Raw genomic sequence first — 18,364 nt, 5'->3', positions numbered from 1 at the left:
CTGTGCCGTCGGGAGGCACTGATGAGATCGTCATTCAATGCGGACTGGGGCGTCCGGCCCAAAGCAAGCCCCTTCGCGGAGTTGAGGGGTCCGAACAACACACTCGAACCGGCAACCCTGCCCCACGATGCGGTCATCAGCACCCCACGAGACCCCTCGGGTCCCCATTCCACCGGCTACTTCCCCGGCGGCGTGTGGGAATACTCCAAATCCTTCGACGCACCTGCGGAATGGCGCGACAAGCGGGTGGCCCTTCAGTTCGAGGGCGTGTACCGCGACGCCATGGTTTACGTGAACGATGACATCGCGGCGTCCGAACCCAACGGCTACATGGAGTTCACCGTCGATTTGGACCCGTTCCTGCGCTACGGCGAGGAGAACAACATCAAGGTTCACTGCCGGGCCAACGACGATTCCCGGTGGTACTCCGGCGCCGGCATTTACCGCCCCGTCCACCTCTGGGTCAAGAACCCGGTCCACCTGGTGATCGACGGGGTGTGGATCACCACCCCGGAGATCGACGACCGCGGCGCGGTGGTAGAGGTGGCCGCCGAAATGCACAACGACACCGCCCACACGGTGACCGTGCGGCTGGCCTGCGACATCCACAACTCGGCCGGTGAGACAGTGGCCGCCGGGGACATCCCGGTGACCCTGCGCCCCCACACCACCGTGGTGGCCCGCCAGAAGCTGGCGGTGTCCAACCCGGATCGTTGGAGCCCCGACCAGCCCCACCTCTACTCCTGCACCACTTCGGTGGTCGAAGACGGAGTAGAGCTCGACCAGGAGATCACCGTCTTCGGCATCCGCTCGCTCCAACTCGACCCCGGCCACGGGCTGCGCATCAACGGCGAGACGATCAAGCTGCGGGGCGCCTGCGTCCACCACGACAACGGGCCCATCGGCGCCGCCACCATCGGTCGGGCCGAGGAGCGCCGGGTGGAGATATTGAAGGCGGCCGGATTCAACGCCCTGCGCAGCGCCCACAACCCGATGAGCCGGGCCATGCTCGACGCCTGCGACCGCCACGGCGTGATCGTGATGGACGAGACCTGGGACATGTGGACCGAGAACAAGAAGGATCTCGACTACGCCCTGCGCTTCGAGGACCGGTGGCCGACCGATGTCGCCACCATGGTGCGCAAAGACCGCAACCACCCCAGCGTGGTGCTCTACTCCACCGGCAACGAGATTCCCGAGGTCGGCTCGCCGCTGGGCGCGGCCCGAGCCCGCGAGATCGCCGAGCTCGTTCGATCGCTCGACCCCCACCGCTACGTGACCACCGGGGTCCAGCCGATGCTGGCCATCCGAAGGCTGATCTCCCAGATCCCTGATCTCCTGGGCGAGCTGAGCAGTGATGAGGCAACTGATGCAAGCACGCTGCCCACCGTCGAGGAGACCGACTCCCAAGGGGTGAACACCCAGATGGTGGCGTGGGCCAAGGCGAAGGACCGCCTGCTGTCGGTGCCGCTCATCGCCGAGGGCACCGAGGAGGTGTGCGCCTCCCTCGACGTGGTGGGCTACAACTACGTCTCCAACCGGTACCTGATCGACCATGAGCTGTTCCCCAATCGGGTGATCGTCGGCTCGGAGACCAACGTGGTCGACCTCGGCCGAGACTGGCCGATCATCTGCGCCCATCCCCACCTGGTGGGCGACTTCACCTGGACCGGCTGGGAATACCTGGGCGAGGTCGGCATCGGGCGCGTCGGGTACGACGACGAAGACCAGGTGGAGCCGGAGTACTTCGGCATAGTGGCGCCGTACCCCTGGCTGGTCTCCCACACCGGCGATATCCACATCACCGGCGTCCGGCGCCCGGCCTCCTACTACCGGGAGATCGTCTTCGGCCTGCGCCAAGAGCCGTTCATCGCCGTGCAGCGACTGGAGAACGCCCACAAGCAGGTCGTCTACTCCAGCCCATGGTCGTGGAGCGACACCGTGGACAGCTGGACGTGGGATGGATACGAAGGCACCGCAGCCGACATCGAGGTGTACTCGGGCGCCGAAGAGGTTGAGTTGGTTCTCAACGGCCAGTCCCTGGGCCGCCAGCCCATCGAGGAGTTCCGCACCAAGTTCACGGCCCCCTATGAGCCGGGCGAACTGGTGGCCATCGCGTATGCCGACGGCACCGAGACGGCCCGAAGCTCACTGCGCACCGCCTCGGGACCGCTGCGCCTGGTGGCCGAGGCCGACCGCGCTGAAATCGCGGCCACCGACGCCGACCTGGCCTACGTGGCTGTGCGCCTGACCGACGCCGACGGCGTGGTACACCCGGGCGCCAACCGACCGATTGAAGTTTCTGTACAGGGTCCCGCGGTGGTTCAAGGCTTTGCCAGCGCCGACCATCGGGCCACCGAGCCCTTTGGATCCTCCACCTGCACTACCTACGACGGTCAGGCCTTGGCCGTGATTCGCCCCACCGGCCCGGGCGTCGTAGATCTCACCTTCACCGCCGACGGCCTCGACCCCGCCGCCTGCCGCCTCACCGTCAGCGAAGGCTGACCGAAGGGCCACCATGGACCAAGAGACGCTGCGCTGGCTGACCGATCCCGACTCGGGGTGCTGGGATGAGCTGGGCTACCAGCGGTTCCCCCTCGGCGAGCCGGAGTTGGTCGACACCGTGCCCCCGGTGATCGGTTGGAACGAGGTGCAGGATCACTACGACGCAGTGGTGGTGGGTAGCGGTGCCGGGGGTGGCGTGGCTGCCCATGTGCTGGCCGCGGCCGGATGCTCGGTGCTGGTGGTGGAGCGAGGCCGCCCCCTCAAGTCCACAGAAATCGGCTGGGACCCGGTGCGCAACCACCGCACCGCGGTGTTCGGGTTCGGCGAGGGCGTAACCCCGGTGGGAAATCCCCGGGCCGTCAAAGATGGGGACAGCGAGCAGGCTCTTGAGCCCCACGATTTCCGCTATCACAACAACGCAGTTCTGCTGGGGGGCGGCCCCCGGCTGTACGGCTGCCAAGGGTGGCGGTTCGCGCCCGAGACGTTCCGCATGGCCAGTGAGTACGGCATTCCAGAGGGCTCGACTCTGGCCGACTGGCCGATCACCTACGACGATCTCGAGCCCTACTACGACCTGGTGGAGTGGGAGGTGGGAGTGGCGGGCGCTCCCGGCCACACTGGCGACGGTCCCCGGTCCCGCGGCTATCCGCTGCCCCCGTTCCCGCCCGACCGCGGGGGCGAGATGCTGGCTGGAGCTGCGGCCCGCTTGGGCTGGGCCACTGCGCCCGTCCCCCTGCTGGTCAACTCTCGGCCCTACGGGGATCGTCCCGCGTGCGCGGGTTGCAGCCAGTGCGTCGGCCACCCCTGCCCGGTGGACGCCAAGAACGGCGTCCACAACACCCTGCTCCCCCGAGCCACCGCGGCCGGTGCCCACATCCTGTGCGACACCCTGGCCGCCCGGATCGACGACAACCGAGGCGAGGTGGAACTGCGCTCTGAGTACGGCCAGCGCACGGTGCGAGCCGATCGGATCGTGCTATCCGCTGGAGCGGTGGAAACGGCTCGGCTGTTGATGTTGAGCGGGCTGGGCAATAGCTGGGTTGGCCGATGCCTCCAGGGCCATACCTACGTGTTGGCCCATGGCCACGTCGACACCGACGAGCCGCTCAGCGACGGCGTCGGCCCCGGCCTGGCCATGGCCACCCGGGAGCACTGCCACCACAACGACGGCATCATCGGCGGGGGGATGATCGCGGATGAGTACGCGGTGTCGCCGGTGCAGCACTGGGTGATGGGCTCGTGGTTCCGACCCGACCACCAAAGGGCAGCCGAGGCCGCTGGCGAAGTCGACGAGTATGGGCGGCCGACGGGCGCCTCAGCCCGCCAGGCCCTGCGGGATACCTACCGCCGCACCATCATGATCATGGGCCCGATCCAGGAGATCCCCACCCGATCAGCCGGGCTGGACCTGTCGGCTGAGGTGCGGGATCAATGGGGCTTGCCGGTGGCCCGGTTCTTCGGCGTGCAGCACGAAGAGGATCTGCGTACCGCAGAGTTCTTGGGCGACCGGGCCAAGGAGTGGATTACCGCCACCGGGGCCCGCGACGTGACCGGCGGCTCAATGGGCTTCCAAATCCTGTCCGGCGGCCAGCACCAAGCCGGCACAGCCCGAATGTCAGACACCCCTTCTGGCGGCACCGTCGATCCCCAAGGAAAGGTGTGGGGCTGCGAGCGAACCTACGTGGCCGACTCCTCCCTCCACGTCACCAACGGCGGCGTAAACCCCGTGCTGTCCATCATGGCCAACTCCTGGCGAGTCGCCGACCTTCTCTCTCGCTAATCGGAGCTCGAGCGCCCGAGTCAGGCGTTCAGCAGTTCCTCTTCAATGCGCTCGGCCATGACTTGTTGAGCCCACTCGATCTTGGCGGGGAGGTGCTCGGTGGGGAACAGGCCCTCGGAGGGGCGGTAGTCCTTCAGCACCTGCTTGGCGATGGTGTCTTTATGGACTTCGGTGGGGCCGTCGGCCACCCCGAAGGTGGGGGCCATCATCCACATGTTGGCCAGCGGTGTCTCGTTGGACATGCCCAGTGAACCGTGGATCTGCATGGAGCGAAAAACCACGTCCATCAGGACTCGGGGGGTGGCCACCTTCACCCCGGCGATGTAGAGCCGGGCCTTGGAGGTGTCCGACTGGTCGATCTGCCAGGCAGCGTGCAGCACCTGCAAGCGGAACTGCTCGATCTGGACCCAGGAGTCCGCGATCATGTGCTGCACCGCCTGCTTCTCGGCCAAAAGCGAGCCCTTGGTCTCGCGGCTGAGAGCCCGCTCGCACATCATGTCGAAGGCCTTCTTGGCCGTGCCCACCGAGCGCATGGCGTGGTGTACTCGGCCCCCGCCCAAGCGGGTCTGGGCGATCTTGAACCCGGCCCCCTCCTCGCCCATGAGATTCTCGATCGGGACGCGGCACTCGTTGAACCGCAGGTAGCTGTGGCCGCCGTGGCCCCGGCGCTCACCGCCCACGCCCACGTTGCGGACCAGCTCCAAGCCGGGGGCGTCGTGGGGAACCAGCATCATCGACGAGCCCCGATACACCGACACGTCGGGGTTGGTGATGAGCATGACGATCAGGAACTCAGCCCGCGGATAGTTGGAGGCAAACCACTTCTCCCCGTTGATCACCCACTCATCCCCGTCGCGATGGGCGGTGCAGGTGAAGTGGTTTGGATCAGACCCGCCCTGGGGCTCGGTCATGGAGTAGCAGGTGGAGATCTCCCCGGCCAGCAGCGGCTTGAGGTACTTCTCCTTCTGCTCGTCGTTGGCGTAGTGGGCCAAGATCTCGGCGTTGCCCGAGTCGGGGGCCTGGCTGCCGAAGGCCGAGGGTCCGAACGTGGAGCGGCCCAAGATCTCGTTCATCAGCGCCAACTGCACCTGGCCGAACCCCATGCCCCCCATCTCCGGCTTGAGGTGGCAGGCCCACAGCCCCCGGTCCTTGACCTTTTGCTGGATGCGGCGCAGATGGCTCTGCACCTCCTCGTCGGTCTTGTCGAACGGGGACCGCCCTCGGAAGTAGTGGTCCAGCGGCTCGATCTCATTGTGCATGAGCTCCGTCAGCCAGTCGAGGTGGTCTTGAAACTCCGGATCAGTAGAAAAATCCCAGGCCATGTTCCGAGACTAGAACAGCCTCACCCGACGGCGCGCTTCGTCAGCGGATAGGGGCGAGGTGGATGGGGAAGGCTTCTCGAATGCGGGCGTCGGCTTCGGGGGTGATGTGGTCGGGTTTGGGGCGGTTGAGCACTTCAGTGACGTAGTCGTGGGCTACGTCGTCCATTAGGCGGGCGCCGGCATCCACCCAGTCGTCGGGGCTGAGGCGGTCGCCGATTTGGGGGTAGACGTACTCGGTCTGCATGAGCGACAGGGTTTGGGAGTGGCCAAGGAAGTGGCCCTCGCCGTGTACTACATCGGCGATTACCTGGGTAGACAGGGTCTCTGGGGTGATCTCGATGCCCCGCACCGTGCGGTTGATGGACCCCAGCATGTCGTTGTCGATCACCAGGGCCTCCAGCGAGCAGGCCATGATGCTGGCCAGCATTCCGGCTGTCTCGTTGATCATGTTGGCCCCGGCGTTAGCCGCCAGGGTGATGGCGTTGGCCTTCTCGGCACCGGCCTGGTTGTCGGGCAGCTTCGAGTCGGCCATGCCGGCGGCCACCCCCGACGGCAAACCGAGATAGTTCACCACCTGGGCGGCCGCCGCGTTGATGATCGCCTCCTCACCGCTGCCCCCGCTCATCGCCCCGGTGCGCAAGTCGGACACGAACGGCCACATGCCCAGCACACAGGGATGGCCGGGCACCACCAGATTCACCGCGGTCAACCCGGCCAGGCATTCGGCCAGGGCTTGCACCAGCGACCCGGCCAGCGCGGCCGGCGAGGTGGCCCCGGCCTGGCCCGCCGACAGCAGGTTGATCGGCATGCCCCGTCGGGCCTGCTCCATCAGGCACAGGGCCGAATCCTCGGCAAAGCGCAGGGGCGGCACCACGAAGGTGTTGTTGCCGATGCTGAAGGGCCGCCGGGCGAACTCCCCCTCGGCACCAAGCGCCATGTCGAAAAGGTCGATGCACTCGTGAACATGCTCGGGTTGGAACATGGCCGTGCCCAGCGGCTTGGTGGTGCCAGCCAGGATGGCGTAGGCGGTATTGATGTCCAACTCCCGAGCGGTCTCCATGTCGCGGGCCACCAGCGTCCGCACGAAGACGTGGATGTTGTCGAGGGTGTCGACGATCCGGGCCACGTCGTAGAGGTCGGCCAAAGTGCTGTGACGGAAGCGCTTGGTGTCGTGGTCGAGCATCATTACCGCCGCCCCGCTGGTGCAGAAATGGACCCGGTTGCCGCCGATCTCCACCCCCCGGTCGGGGTCGAACCCGAACAGGGTGAACTCCTTGCAGGCGCCCTCCACGATCCGCTTCACCAAGTCGGGGGGAAACCGCAAGCGATCGTCGTCGTCCATCCGGCCCCCGTTGGCGGTAACCGCTTCGATGATCTCCGGGGTGGCCTGCCCCATGCCCAGGTCGGCCAACAAACCGAGAGCCGCCTCGAAAACGTCGTCGCACTGGCCATCGGACAGTGGCTTGTAGGCTCCGCCGGCCATCCCCGGCCACACTGCCCGGGCATCGGCTTCGGGCGGCGCCTCCCGCATGGCTACTCGGGCCGCCCTGCCTCCTGCGCGTCTCGCCATGTCAAGCCCTCGGTTTCTCGTTGTCGGGGTCGTAGGCCGGGCCGTCCAACACCATCGCTGGACGGCGGTCGCTCATCAGCTGCACCTCGAACCGGGTCCCCGGCGCTTTGTACTCCGGCTTCACGTAGGCGAAGGCCAGGCCGCGCCCCACGGAATGGCCCCAAGTGCCCGACGTGGTCAGCCCGATGAGCTCGTCGCCGTCGTAAACCGGCTCATTGCCCCGGCAGTCGTTGTCGGTGGTGTCCACCTCGCAGTACACGAGGATCATCTCGATGTCGTCGCCCATGGCCAGCCGCTCTTCGGAGGCCTTCTTGCCTTGGAACTCGCCCGACCAGTCCACGAACCGGCCCAGGTCGGCCTCTACCGGGGTGATCTCGGTGGTCAGCTCGAAGCCCATCGCCTTGTAGGCCTTCTCGATGCGCATGGTGTTCATGGCGTAGGTGCCATAGTGAACCATGCCCAGCGGTTCGCCCACCTCAACCAGAGCGTCGTAGAGCTCGGCGGTGTGTTCTTGGGAGTGGTGCAGCTCCCAGCCCAGCTCCCCCACATACGACACCCGCAGGGCCAGACACGGCACGCCGGCCACGTCGATTTGCTGGCCGGTGAGCCAGCGGAAGCCGGGGGCCTCCAGCTCGGCGTCGGTGAGCTGAGCCAGAATCTGGCGGGACAGAGGACCGGAGACGGCCAGGATGCCCATGTCGTCGGTTCTGTCGACAACGGTCACGTCCTCGCCAGGGGCCACGTGGTGGGCCAGCCAGTCGCGGTCGTGGAACTGTCCGACGACGGCCGAGTTCAAATAGAACCGGTCGGGGGCCAGCCGGGTGATGGTCATCTCGGTCTCGATGCCGCCCAACTCGGTCAGGAAGTGGGTGAGCCGCATCCCCCCGTCTTTGGCCGGCATCCGGTTGGCGGTGAGGCGGTCGAGCAGCGCCCCGGCGTCGGCCCCGGTCACTTCGAACTTGGAGAAGGCGGTGAGGTCGGCGATGCCGGCCCGCTCCCGGGTGGCCCGGCACTCGGCCCCCACAATGTCGAAAGCATTGGAGTGCCGGAAGGTGTGGGCCTCGGGCTCGCCGAAGTATTGCGGGCGCTCCCAGCCGAAGATCTCCATCCACTGGGCATCCCGGGCGTCGAGCCGGCTGTAGATGGGGTCGGTCTTCTGGGGTCGGCCGGCGAAGCGCTGCTCGCCGGGGAGGCGGGTGGCGTACATCTCGTGGAACTCGTCGATGGCCTTCTCGATGGCGTAGCGCCCGGTCGGCCCGCAGTGGTCGCCGAACCGGCGCGGGTCCATCTCGGCCACGTTGATCTCGGTCTGGCCGTGCACCATCCACTGGGCCAGATACTTGCCCGCCCCCGGCCCCTGGGTGATCCCGATGGATGCCCCCGCGCACAGCCAGTAGTTGCGCAGGCCGGGCGCCGGGCCCATGAGGTAGCCGGAGTCGGGGGTGTGGGTGATCGGCCCGCTGACCACCGTCTTGATGCCGGTGTCGGCGAAGGCGGGAATCCGCTTGCCGGCTTCGATCAGCCAGGGCATGAGCTGGTCGAGATCGGGCGGGGTCAGATAGAAGTGCTTGTCCCAGTCGATCCCCTCCAACCCATAGGTCTGGGCGTTTTCCCGCTCGTAGGGGCCGACCAGCAGCGAGTCGATCTCCCGGCGGTAGTAGGCCGAGGCTCGGGGGTCGCGGATCACCGGCGGGTCGAAATCGCCCAGTTCCTTCATCTCGGCCATGGGCTCGGTGATGAGGTACTGGTGGATCACCGACACGATGGGCACGTCGAGGCCCACCATGGCGCCGAGCTGGGGGGCGTAGCACCCGGCCGCGTTCACCACGTGCTCGGCAATGATGCGGTGGGTCTCGCCCTTGACGTCGCAGACCACTTCCCAGCGGTGGTCGGGAAGCTGGTTCATGGCGGTGACCAGCGTGTGGCGGTAGAGCTCGCCGCCGAGCTGGCGGGCGCCTTTGACCATGGCCGCGGTGACGCTGGACGGGTCGGTCCAGCCGTCGTTGGGCGTCCAGCAGCCCATCAGCACGTCGGACACGTCCATGAACGGCCAATGGTCGAGAATCTCGGAGGGCTCGATCAGGTGGTTCTCGATCCCGACCAGATCGAGCATCCCGCTGACGTAGCGGAACCAGTCCACCTGGTGGCGGTCGAGCGCCAAGCGGATGGCGCCGGTGCCATGCCAGCCGCTGGCCAGCCCGGTCTCGGCTTCGATCTTGGCGTAGAGGTCGGGGGCCACCGCATGGCATTTGGCCATGTTCAGGCTGCCGATGAAATGGGGAATGAGTCCGGCGGCATGCCAAGTGGAGCCCGATGACAGCTCCCCCTTCTCCACCAGAACGATGTCGGTCCAGCCCTCGTGGGCCAGGTGGTAGAAGAGGCCGGCGCCCATGGCCCCGCCGCCGATGATCACAACCTGGGCTTCGTCGCGCACCGTAGGCCGCTCCTTGTCAATCAGAGCCGAACCCGCTCTTTGCGGGGATCGTAGAACGAACGAATAGATCCGGTGGCGGCGATGGGCGTCCCGGCCACTTCGATCTCGAAGCGCCCAGATTCCACCCAGTCTTTGGTGACGCCGTCGGCGCACTCCACGTAGCCCAGGGCCAGCGCCCGCTTCTCGGTGTAGCTCCACATGCCGCTGCTGGTGCGGCCCACCATCTGGCCGTCGCGGTAGATGGGCTCGTCGTGGTACAGCAGCCAGTCGGGGTCTTCCAGCCGGAATTTGATGAGGCGCTTGGTGCGGGGCCCCTCCCGCTGGGCGGCCAGTGCGTCGCGGCCTCGGAATCCGCCGGCCTTGTCCCAGGCCACCGCGAACCCCAGACCGGCCTCCAGGGGAGTGTCCTCGTCGGTGATGTCGTGGCCCCAATGGCAGTAGGCCGCTTCCATGCGCAGCGTGTTCATGGCGTGGTAGCCAGCGTGGCGCAGTCCAAGGGAAGAGCCCGCTTCGACCACCGCGTCGTGCAGGGCCACGGCTTGTTCGTTGGGCACGTAGAGCTCCCAGCCCAGTTCGCCCACATAGGTCATGCGCAGTGCCAACACCTCCGCCCCGGCGATACAGAGATCCTGAGCCGTGCCGAACGGGAAGCCGTCGTTGCCGAGATCGGCGTCGCAGAGCTGGCTGAGCACAGCCCGGGAATTTGGCCCCATGACGCCGAGAACCCCGTAGTGGTCGGTGACGTCTTCGATGACCACGTCCCTGCCCCGGGCAGCCCGGCGCAGCCAGGCCCAGTCGCGGGTGGCGGTAGCCGCCGAGGTGACCACCCAATAGGAGTTCTCGCCCCGGCGGGTCACGGTGAGGTCGGCCTCGATGCCGCCGCAGTCGTTGAGCCACTGGGTGTACACCGCCCGGCCCACTGGCACGTCCACCTCGTTGGCGCACACCCAGTTGAGCAGAGCCATGGCGTCGGGGCCTTCCACGGTGAACTTGGCGAACGAGGTCTGGTCGAACAGGCCCACTGCGTTGCGAACCGCTTCGCACTCGTCCCCGCTGGCCTCGAACCAGTTCTGCGGACCCCAGCTGTAGCGGTATTCGCGTTCTTGGCCGGGGGCGGCGTACCAGTTGGGCCGCTCCCACCCGCCGACCTCGCCGAACACCGCCCCGGCGGCGTCGATGCGCTCGTGCAGCGGCGAGCGGCGGATATTCCGGGCCGTCTCGTACTGGCGGAACGGCCAGTGCATGGCATACAGCAGACCCAGGCTCTCGGGAATGCGGGCGTCGAGGTAGGCGGGTTCGCACTGGAACCCGAAGGAACGGCGGATGTCCACCACCGAGAGGTCCATGGGCGGGTGGTCGTCGACGATCCAGTCGGCTAGCACCCAGCCCACCCCGCCAGCCGATTGGATGCCCACCGAGTTGAACCCCGCAGCCACATAGCAGCGATCCACCTCGGGCGACTCCCCCAGGTAGTACACCCCGTCGGGGGTGAACGCCTCGGGCCCGTTGAAGAAGAGTTGAAGCCCCGCCTCCCCCAGCACCGGCATGCGGTGGATGGCCCTCTCGAAGATCGGCCCGACGTGCTCCCAGTCCTCCGGCAAGGTCTTGAACTGGAGGTCTCGTGGAATGCCGTCGAGGTTCCAAACCTTGCCCCGGGGCTCGAAGAAGCCGGCCATCACCTTGCCGGTCTCCTCTTTGAAATACGTGTAGTTGGACGGGTCGCGCACCGTGGGCATGTTGGGGTACGCCCCTTCGACAGGCTCGGTGACGATGTAGAAGTGCTCGCAGGCCTGCACCGGCACGCTCACCCCCGCGGTGGCGGCCAACTGGCGAGTCCAGATGCCCGCAGCCAAAACCACGGTCTCGGCCTCTACCCGGCCCGCCTCGGTGTCCACCCCAACCGCTCGACCGTCTTCCACCACCACTCCGGTCACCGCGATGCCCTGCACGATGCGGGCGCCACGGGCCCGAGCCCCCTTGGCCAGGGCCATGGTGGTGTCCACCGGTGACGTCACGCCGTCTCGGGGGATGAACAGCGCGCCCACCAAGTCGTCGATGTTGAGCAGCGGGCACAGCTCGAGGGCCTCGTCGAGCTCGATCTCTCGAATGTCCACCCCCACCGTGCGGGCCATGGACATGCCCCGCAGCAGCTCTTCCCATCGCTCGTAGTCGGCGGCCACCGAGATGGATCCCGGTGCGCGGTAGCCGGTGGCCTGGCCGGTTTCGGCTTCGAGCTCCTCAAACAACTGGGCCGAGTAGGTGGCCAGACGGGTGAGGCTGTGATTCGACTTGAGCTGGCTGACCAACCCCGCCGCGTGCCAGGTGGTACCGCTGGTGAGCTGCCCCTGCTCGATGAGCAATACGTCGGTCACCCCCCGACGGGTGAGGTGGTAAGCAATAGAACAGCCGATGATGCCGCCACCAACAATGACTACTTGAGCACGGTCGCCATGCTCAGCCTTCCCGCCCATTGGCCGCTCCATTGCTGCAAGAACATTGAATGCCGATAGATACACCCCAAAGGCCACACCCCCTGAGGACGATCCCGCTTTACATGATTGCCAGCGGATTCACCGGCGAACCGGTGCCGTAGCGTAGCACCAGCGGGGCGCAAACATATTGGAATTCCCAGCGGCCCAGATCGGTTTTCGCTCTGGGGGTGCCTTGGCGGATGACCGATCACTCTCTGGCACCGTTGATGTAGTCGCGCAGGGCCACGGTGACGTCGCCGGTGGAGCACCAGGGTGGGACGGTAGGCGGGGGCGGGCTGTCCGGGCTTTATGAGGAGTGCAGGCGCAAGCGTTCTGTTCGGTTCGCCCAAGCGATGATGCGCCTGTCGAATGTGGCCAGTGGCCAACCGCGGTCAATGGCGGTGGCTGCGATGATGCGGTCCATCGGATCGCCGTGAAAACCAGTGTCTCCCAGCTCTACCGACGCGATGAACACCTCCGCAGTCGGCTGCACATCGATCAGGCCTCGCGCCAGCAACCGCTGACGCGCCTCTCGCGTGGACCAAGAGGACGACACGCTATTGGCGGGGTCCCGCCGGGCATGCTCCAGTTCCCAAAACGTCACCGACGACACGGCTGCCGAGCCTTCCCTGATGGCCTCGTCCAACGCCTCCAGCCTCTCCGCGTCGAGCTTTGCCGTGTTCCGAGAAGCCACCCAGATCAGGACGTGGGTGTCGAGCAGGATCACAGGCAGGCTCGGCGCTAAACGGCCGTCGTCCGGTCTGCGGCGAACTGCGCCCACTCCTCCTCGCTATAAGGGGAGTACTCGGGGTCGTCCATCAACCCCCGCCATTCCGGGGCGCACCCCAAGATTCCCAGCGGTTTCTCGTTCGCAGGGGTGATGTGGACGATGGGGTGCCCGTGGCTGGTCACCGTCAGGGGTTCGCCGGTCTCCGCGACTTCTTTGAGCAATCCCAGACTCCGGTTCTTGAACTCAGTAGCGGCAATACGCCGGGTGGGCACTGGATCCATACGCCCACCCTACCCTGCCCGAAAATAAATGGCCAGAATATGGCCACTTATTGGCCATACCTCTCCACCAGCGCCGTAGCGCATGCAATTGGCTAGTTCCAGCAGAGCCGTTGTGCTGGCTTACAGAATTGCCAACGGATTCACCGGCGAACCGGTGCCGTAGCGGAGCACCAGCGGGGCGCACACGTACTGGAATTCCCAGCGGCCCAGGTCGGCGCAGCGGGCGGCCACCGCCTCGAAGTCGGCGTTGTCGATGATGGGCATGCCCATGTAGGGCAACAGGACGTGGTGGACGTGCAGGGCGATGCGGATGGGCATCGGGTTGGGAATGCCCTGGTCTTCTTGAGGGGCGTCTTGGAAGTCCCAGGTCAGACAGGAGGCCTCCGTCTCGTAGAGGAACTCGATGGCCGAGGCGTGGACCCCGGCGTTGGACCCCATCCCCTGGGATGTACCGGTCTTGTCGAAGTACACGTCCATGCCGCTGCGGATGCACACCGCGTCGCCGGGCCGGGGTTCGATTCCCTGGGTCGCGGCCACGTCGGCCAGTTCCCAGCCGTGGACCGGCTCGCCGGGGGCCACGTAGTCGGTGCCCCGGAACCGGGGGACGTCGTAGAGCACTCCACGGGTGACGATGCCGTCGCGCCAGAAGTCGATGGTGCCGCTGTGCTCAGCGGGCATGGGAGGCTTGGCGAACTCCTTGCCGTTCCAGAACTTGCCGCCGCCGTCCACCGGAAGGTGGCACAGTGCGTCGATGTGGGTCTGCACGAACCCGTGGATGAACATGCCGAAGTAGTCGGCCATCGCCCCCGAGTCCCCCGCCCCCACGAAGTGGTGGGCCGGATAGGGGTTGGCCGGGCCAGCGTGGGTGTCGATGGGCCGGCTCATCGACACCGCCTCCCCGGTCTGCACCAATGCAGCCGCTGCCCGGCGGGCCTCCGGCGTGATGTGGTTGAGGGTGCCAAACTCGTCGTCGTCCCCCCACCGGCCCCAGTTGCAGAACCGCTCCCGGTAGGCGGCGTACTCTTCAGCAGTCGGCGGCGTGCGGTCACTCAGTCCCATAAGGCAGTCTCTATCACAATGAACGACTACGACCCGTTCTCCTTGGAGGTGGCCACCGACCCGCTGCCTATCTACCGGGAGCTGCGGGCCGCGGGCGGGGTGCACCGCCTGGAGCAGTATCACGGGTGGGCACTACCCCGGTTCGCCGAGTTGTGGGAGGTGAGCTGCGACCGGGAGTCGTTCACCATCGCCGAGGGGCCGGTGTTTTTAAGAGATCTGGTGCTTCAGCCAGCCTCAGCCGAGCTGGGGCCGCTGCCAGCGGGACCGTTCCTCAGCTTCTCCCAGATGGACCCGCCGGCTCACACCCAAATACGCAAGATTCTCTATCCCCCACTGCGCCCGCGCCCGGTGGCCGAACTGGAGGCTGAGCTGCGCCGGGTGGCCGCCGAATGCGTAGAAGCAGGGTTGGAACGAGGACGGCTCGACATTGTCACCGAGCTGGCCTCCCCGGTGTCGGTGGCCGGGACCTCGCTGGTGCTGGGGTTCCCCTTTTCCGACGGGGAGAAGCTGGTGGACTACGCCAACCAGACCATGCGCTACGACGACCGCGCTCCGGCGGCCCGGGCCAAGATCCACGAGTACCTATGCGGCTTTGTGGCCGACCAGCGGGCCGGCGAGTGCCCCGAGTACATCGAGGCCCTGCTAGGAGTAAACGTGCTGGGCCATCCGTTCGACGACCAGGACGCTGCTATTCAACTGTCCACCTTGTTCACCGGAGGGGTAGAGACCACCCCAAAGGTGATGGGCGGTGGATTCATCCACCTGGCCGCCAACGGCGACCAGCGGTCCGCCCTTGCCGAGGACCCATCACTCAGCGGGGGCGCCTTCGAGGAGATGCTGCGCCTGGAGGTGCCCATCCAGCACTTGGGCCGCACCGTATGCCGTCCCACGGTGATCGGGGGTCAGGAGATGGCCCCCGGCGACCGGGTGTTTCTGCTGTATCAGTCGGCCAACCGGGACGAGCGGGAGTTCGGCCCCGACTCTGAGACCTTCGACCTCCATCGCCGTCCGACTCGCCAGCTCGGTTTCGGTCATGGTTTGCACTACTGCATCGGCGCCCATCTGGCCCGTTTGGAGGGCCGGGTGATCATCGAGGAAGCCTTGGCCCGCATCCCCGACTTCGAGGTGCCCGCCGACGAGGTGGTCCGCCTGCCGGGTTCCTTCCAGCAGGGCTATGCCTCGGTGCCGATCGTCTTCTGACTTTCGGCTAGGACAGAGCCACTGGTAAGCGGGCCAGTCCTCGCAGGGTGAGCCTGTCTTTCCAGGGGGGATCGTCCTCCAAGGGCGTCCAGGTCTCGAAACGGTCCAGCAGGCCAGCCAGCACTACTTGGCCTTCAAGGCGAGCCAGTGAAGCACCAAGGCAGTAGTGGATGCCTGATCCGAACGACAGCAGCGGTGTCTCTTGGCGGCCGATATCGAACCGGTCGGGATCGTCGATCACGTCGGGGTCGCGGTTGGCCGCCCCCAGAAGCATCAGCACCATGCTTCCTTTCGCGATGGCGTGCCCTCCGATCTCCACGTCTTCGAAGGTGTACCGGGCGTCCACCTGCACAGGAGGCTGATAGCGAAGCACCTCGTCCACCGCGCCGGGCACCAGCGACCGATCGGCCCGCAGCCGGGCCAACTCCTCGGGATGCCGGATGAGCGTGTGGACCATGTTGCCGATCAGGTTGGTGGTGGTTTCGAAGCCCGCGGCATAGATCAGCGACAAGGTGAGCCCGATCTCTCGCTGGGTGAGCCGGTCCTCTCCGTCGCTGGCCGCGATCAGCGCTGATAGCAGGTCGTCGCGGGGCTCGGCTCGCCGCTGGTCGATCAGCTCATCGAAGTAGGCCGCCACCTTGACCCCAGAGGCTTCGGCCCGCTCCAGGCTTTCCAGGCTTTGGTTCGGCTCGAGGGTGCCGGCCAGATCGGACACCAACGGCCGCAACCAATCGCGATCGGCCCGGGGCACCCCCACCAACTCGCTAATGACGTTGGCCGGCAAGGGAAAGGCCAGCTCTTCGATCAGGTCACCCCCGCCGGAAGCAGCCAGCGAGTCCAACTGCTCGTCGGTCATCTCCTCCACCGCCAACCGCAAACCTTCGACCCGTCGGGGGGTGAAGGCCCGGCTCACCAGCGAGCGCAGCCGAGTGTGGTCAGGCGGGTTCAGGAACAGGAAAGTCCGTTCCTCGTTCGGAGTTCGCACTCTCTCAGCGGTGAGCGTCGGCACCTCGTCGCCGGGCTCGGCGTTGCCCATCCGGGGATCCCGCAGCGCCATCCGGCAGTCGTCGTACCGGGTGAGCACCCAGTAGTCGGCAAAACTGAGTTTGTAAACCGGTGCCGTCTCCCGCAATTCCCGCAGCAAGGGATAGGGGTCGGCATACACCTCTGGTTCGGTGACGATCCGAAGGAGCAGGTCGTCGCTCATGGGCGGGGACTGTGGACCCGCCCGAAGGTGTAGGCGTCGGGCCAACCCCGCTCAGCGAGGTTGGCCTCTTGGCGGGCGATGGCCGCGGGAATATCGGTCGGTTGCCAGCCCTCCACTAGTGACTCTCCCATGAGATCGCGTACCGGTCGGTTCAGCTCCACCAGGAGTTGCAGGCTGAAGGCGATGCGGCCGGTGAGCGCATCGGGGTCGCCGGTAACCAGGGCCAAGGCGGCCTCGGCCATGGTCTCCAGCGGTTCGAACATGTCCTCGTCGATCCAGCCTGCCTCCACCAACGCCGGGGTGGCAATGGCCGCTTGGGGGGTGAGGGCGTTTACCGAAACCCCTTGCCCCTCGCACTCGCTGGCCGCCGAAACGGTCAGCTTGTTCAAGGCCGCTTTCGGCCCGCCATATACGAATCCGGCTTTTGAGGGCTTGCTCGACGGAAACGGAGGTCCGGGCGGCAATTCAGCGGAGAAGGTAGTGAGGTTCAAGATCGACCCGCTCCCCCGCTCGCGCATCCCGCCGACCACCGACGACATCATCTCCCACGGAGCCCACAGGTTTACCTGCAAACTCAGCTCGAGCTGCTTGGGGGTAACCATCTCAAACGGGTAATACCCACCGAAGGCGGCGTTGTTCACCAAGATGTCGATCGGCCCGAATGCCTCTTCTGTCCTGGGCACCAGCTCGGTGCGAGCTCCAGAGGGATCGCTTAGGTCCGACGGAAGCACCAGGCACTCCCCGCCGAACGATTCGATGCGTTCCTTGGTTGCAGCCAAGCCCTGCTCGTCGCGAGCGGTGATGGCCACTCGGGCGCCCTCGGCAGCCAGACGCACCGCGATCGCGGTGCCCGTTCCCCCCTTGCTGGCCCCGGTAACCAGCGCAACCTTGCCCTCGCAGGCCCGTTCTGCCATAGCCTTGCCTCCCGTAAGAAATTATGTGCGAGCCTACGCCGACAGGTTGAGCCAAGGACTACCAGCAACGTGACCGACAACCAAAGCCAACGACGCCAAGCCCTCTCGCTGCTGCACACCTCGGACTGCCATCTGGGCACCTCTCCCGCCAAGCGCCAAGAGAAGGCGTTTGCCGCAGCCATGGACCTGGCCATCGACGAGCGCGTTGATGCCTTGGTCATCTCCGGCGACCTGTTCGATCACAACCGGGTGGGCGACGACGTGCTGAGTTGGGCCGCATCCCAACTGGCTCGGCTCTCGTGCCCAGTGGTGATGATCGCCGGCAATCACGATGCCCATCCCGAAACATCGGTGCTCCATCGGTTCGCTCCCCACATCCAGGATCTCCCAGTTACGGTCCTCGACTCCCTTGAGGGAACCACCACGCACCTCCCCGAGTTGGACCTCACCGTCTGGGGAAAGTCGATGGACGACCATCACCCCGGCTTCCACCCCCTCGAAGGACTCCCTCCCCGCCCAGACAATGGCTGGTGCATAGCTATGGGCCACGGCCTGGTCATGCCCGACGAGACGCCGTCGTACCGCTCATCTCCCATCTACCCCAGCCACCTCGACGCCCTCGACTGGGACTACGTCGCCCTGGGCCACATTCACCGCCACCAAGTAGTGCGCGAATCTCCCTCGCTGGTCGCCTACTCCGGCGCCACCGCCGAGTCATTGGAAGGCGAGCCCGCCGTAGTGCTAGTCAGCCTCAGCCCCGATACCGGCGTCTCCGTATCCCTGCGCGAGCTGACACCCCAGCCCATCGACTAAGGCTTGCCCACGCCGGGTACGGCAACCCCGGTGACGTAATTTCACCAGTTAGCAGCGGCGCGTCCACTAGGTCTCGCT

General features: G+C 66.3%; 13 protein-coding genes. 4 read left to right on the top strand and 9 right to left on the bottom strand.

All coding sequences use genetic code 11. The features are described 5' to 3' along the window. The first annotated feature begins 21 nt into the window (after positions 1–21). Together ACOGJC_RS13795 and ACOGJC_RS13790 are read left to right on the top strand one after the other, a co-directional pair. Positions 22–2,505: a glycoside hydrolase family 2 TIM barrel-domain containing protein gene (locus ACOGJC_RS13795; protein ID WP_419845576.1), complete on the top strand. Its 2,484-nt coding sequence runs from the start codon at positions 22–24 to the stop codon at positions 2,503–2,505. 13 nt (positions 2,506–2,518) lie between these two features. Beyond that, the gene (locus ACOGJC_RS13790; protein WP_419845575.1) at positions 2,519–4,285 is read left to right on the top strand and encodes a GMC oxidoreductase; all 1,767 of its coding nucleotides are present in this window, start codon (positions 2,519–2,521) and stop codon (positions 4,283–4,285) included. A 20-nt stretch (positions 4,286–4,305) separates the two neighbouring features. On the opposite strand, the gene ACOGJC_RS13785 is transcribed toward ACOGJC_RS13790, so the two are convergent. From ACOGJC_RS13785 to ACOGJC_RS13755, 7 genes are all read right to left on the bottom strand, one after another. Then, positions 4,306–5,607, bottom strand: coding sequence for an acyl-CoA dehydrogenase family protein (locus ACOGJC_RS13785; RefSeq protein ID WP_419845574.1), 1,302 nt, complete (start codon positions 5,605–5,607; stop codon positions 4,306–4,308). A 40-nt stretch (positions 5,608–5,647) separates the two neighbouring features. After that, positions 5,648–7,177, bottom strand: a complete 1,530-nt coding sequence (locus ACOGJC_RS13780; protein ID WP_419845573.1) for a trimethylamine methyltransferase family protein — start codon at positions 7,175–7,177, stop codon at positions 5,648–5,650. Between the two features lies 1 nt (position 7,178). Then, positions 7,179–9,611: an FAD-dependent oxidoreductase gene (locus ACOGJC_RS13775; RefSeq protein WP_419845572.1), complete on the bottom strand. Its 2,433-nt coding sequence runs from the start codon at positions 9,609–9,611 to the stop codon at positions 7,179–7,181. A 20-nt stretch (positions 9,612–9,631) separates the two neighbouring features. Next, positions 9,632–12,082: a GcvT family protein gene (locus tag ACOGJC_RS13770; RefSeq protein WP_419845571.1), complete on the bottom strand. Its 2,451-nt coding sequence runs from the start codon at positions 12,080–12,082 to the stop codon at positions 9,632–9,634. Positions 12,083–12,389: 307 nt separating this feature from the next. After that, positions 12,390–12,809 carry a PIN domain-containing protein gene (locus ACOGJC_RS13765; protein ID WP_419845570.1) on the bottom strand — a complete coding sequence of 140 codons (420 nt, stop codon included), beginning with the start codon at positions 12,807–12,809 and terminating at the stop codon, positions 12,390–12,392. Positions 12,810–12,823: 14 nt separating this feature from the next. Further along, complete coding sequence (locus ACOGJC_RS13760; RefSeq protein ID WP_419845569.1) at positions 12,824–13,093, bottom strand: type II toxin-antitoxin system Phd/YefM family antitoxin; 270 nt, start codon at positions 13,091–13,093, stop codon at positions 12,824–12,826. Positions 13,094–13,213: 120 nt separating this feature from the next. Further along, positions 13,214–14,152, bottom strand: a complete 939-nt coding sequence (locus tag ACOGJC_RS13755; protein WP_419845568.1) for a cyclase family protein — start codon at positions 14,150–14,152, stop codon at positions 13,214–13,216. 18 nt (positions 14,153–14,170) lie between these two features. Between ACOGJC_RS13755 and ACOGJC_RS13750 the strand changes: the two genes are divergently transcribed. Next, positions 14,171–15,352 carry a cytochrome P450 gene (locus tag ACOGJC_RS13750; protein ID WP_419845567.1) on the top strand — a complete coding sequence of 394 codons (1,182 nt, stop codon included), beginning with the start codon at positions 14,171–14,173 and terminating at the stop codon, positions 15,350–15,352. 7 nt (positions 15,353–15,359) lie between these two features. Here ACOGJC_RS13750 and ACOGJC_RS13745 read toward each other — a convergent pair whose 3' ends face one another. After that, positions 15,360–16,559, bottom strand: a complete 1,200-nt coding sequence (locus tag ACOGJC_RS13745; RefSeq protein WP_419845566.1) for a cytochrome P450 — start codon at positions 16,557–16,559, stop codon at positions 15,360–15,362. Next, positions 16,556–17,473, bottom strand: coding sequence for an SDR family NAD(P)-dependent oxidoreductase (locus ACOGJC_RS13740; protein ID WP_419845565.1), 918 nt, complete (start codon positions 17,471–17,473; stop codon positions 16,556–16,558). The genes ACOGJC_RS13745 and ACOGJC_RS13740 overlap by 4 nt, the downstream gene beginning before the upstream one ends. 69 nt (positions 17,474–17,542) lie before the next feature. On the opposite strand from ACOGJC_RS13740, the gene ACOGJC_RS13735 reads away from it, so the two are divergent. Then, the gene (locus tag ACOGJC_RS13735; protein WP_419845564.1) at positions 17,543–18,286 is read left to right on the top strand and encodes a metallophosphoesterase family protein; all 744 of its coding nucleotides are present in this window, start codon (positions 17,543–17,545) and stop codon (positions 18,284–18,286) included. Positions 18,287–18,364: the final 78 nt, after the last annotated feature.

Source organism: Candidatus Poriferisocius sp. (assembly GCF_965204015.1).
Lineage (GTDB): Bacteria > Actinomycetota > Acidimicrobiia > Acidimicrobiales > Bin134 > Poriferisocius.
Note: the sequence above shows the minus strand (reverse complement) of the source record. Positions and strands in the feature narration are given on the sequence as shown.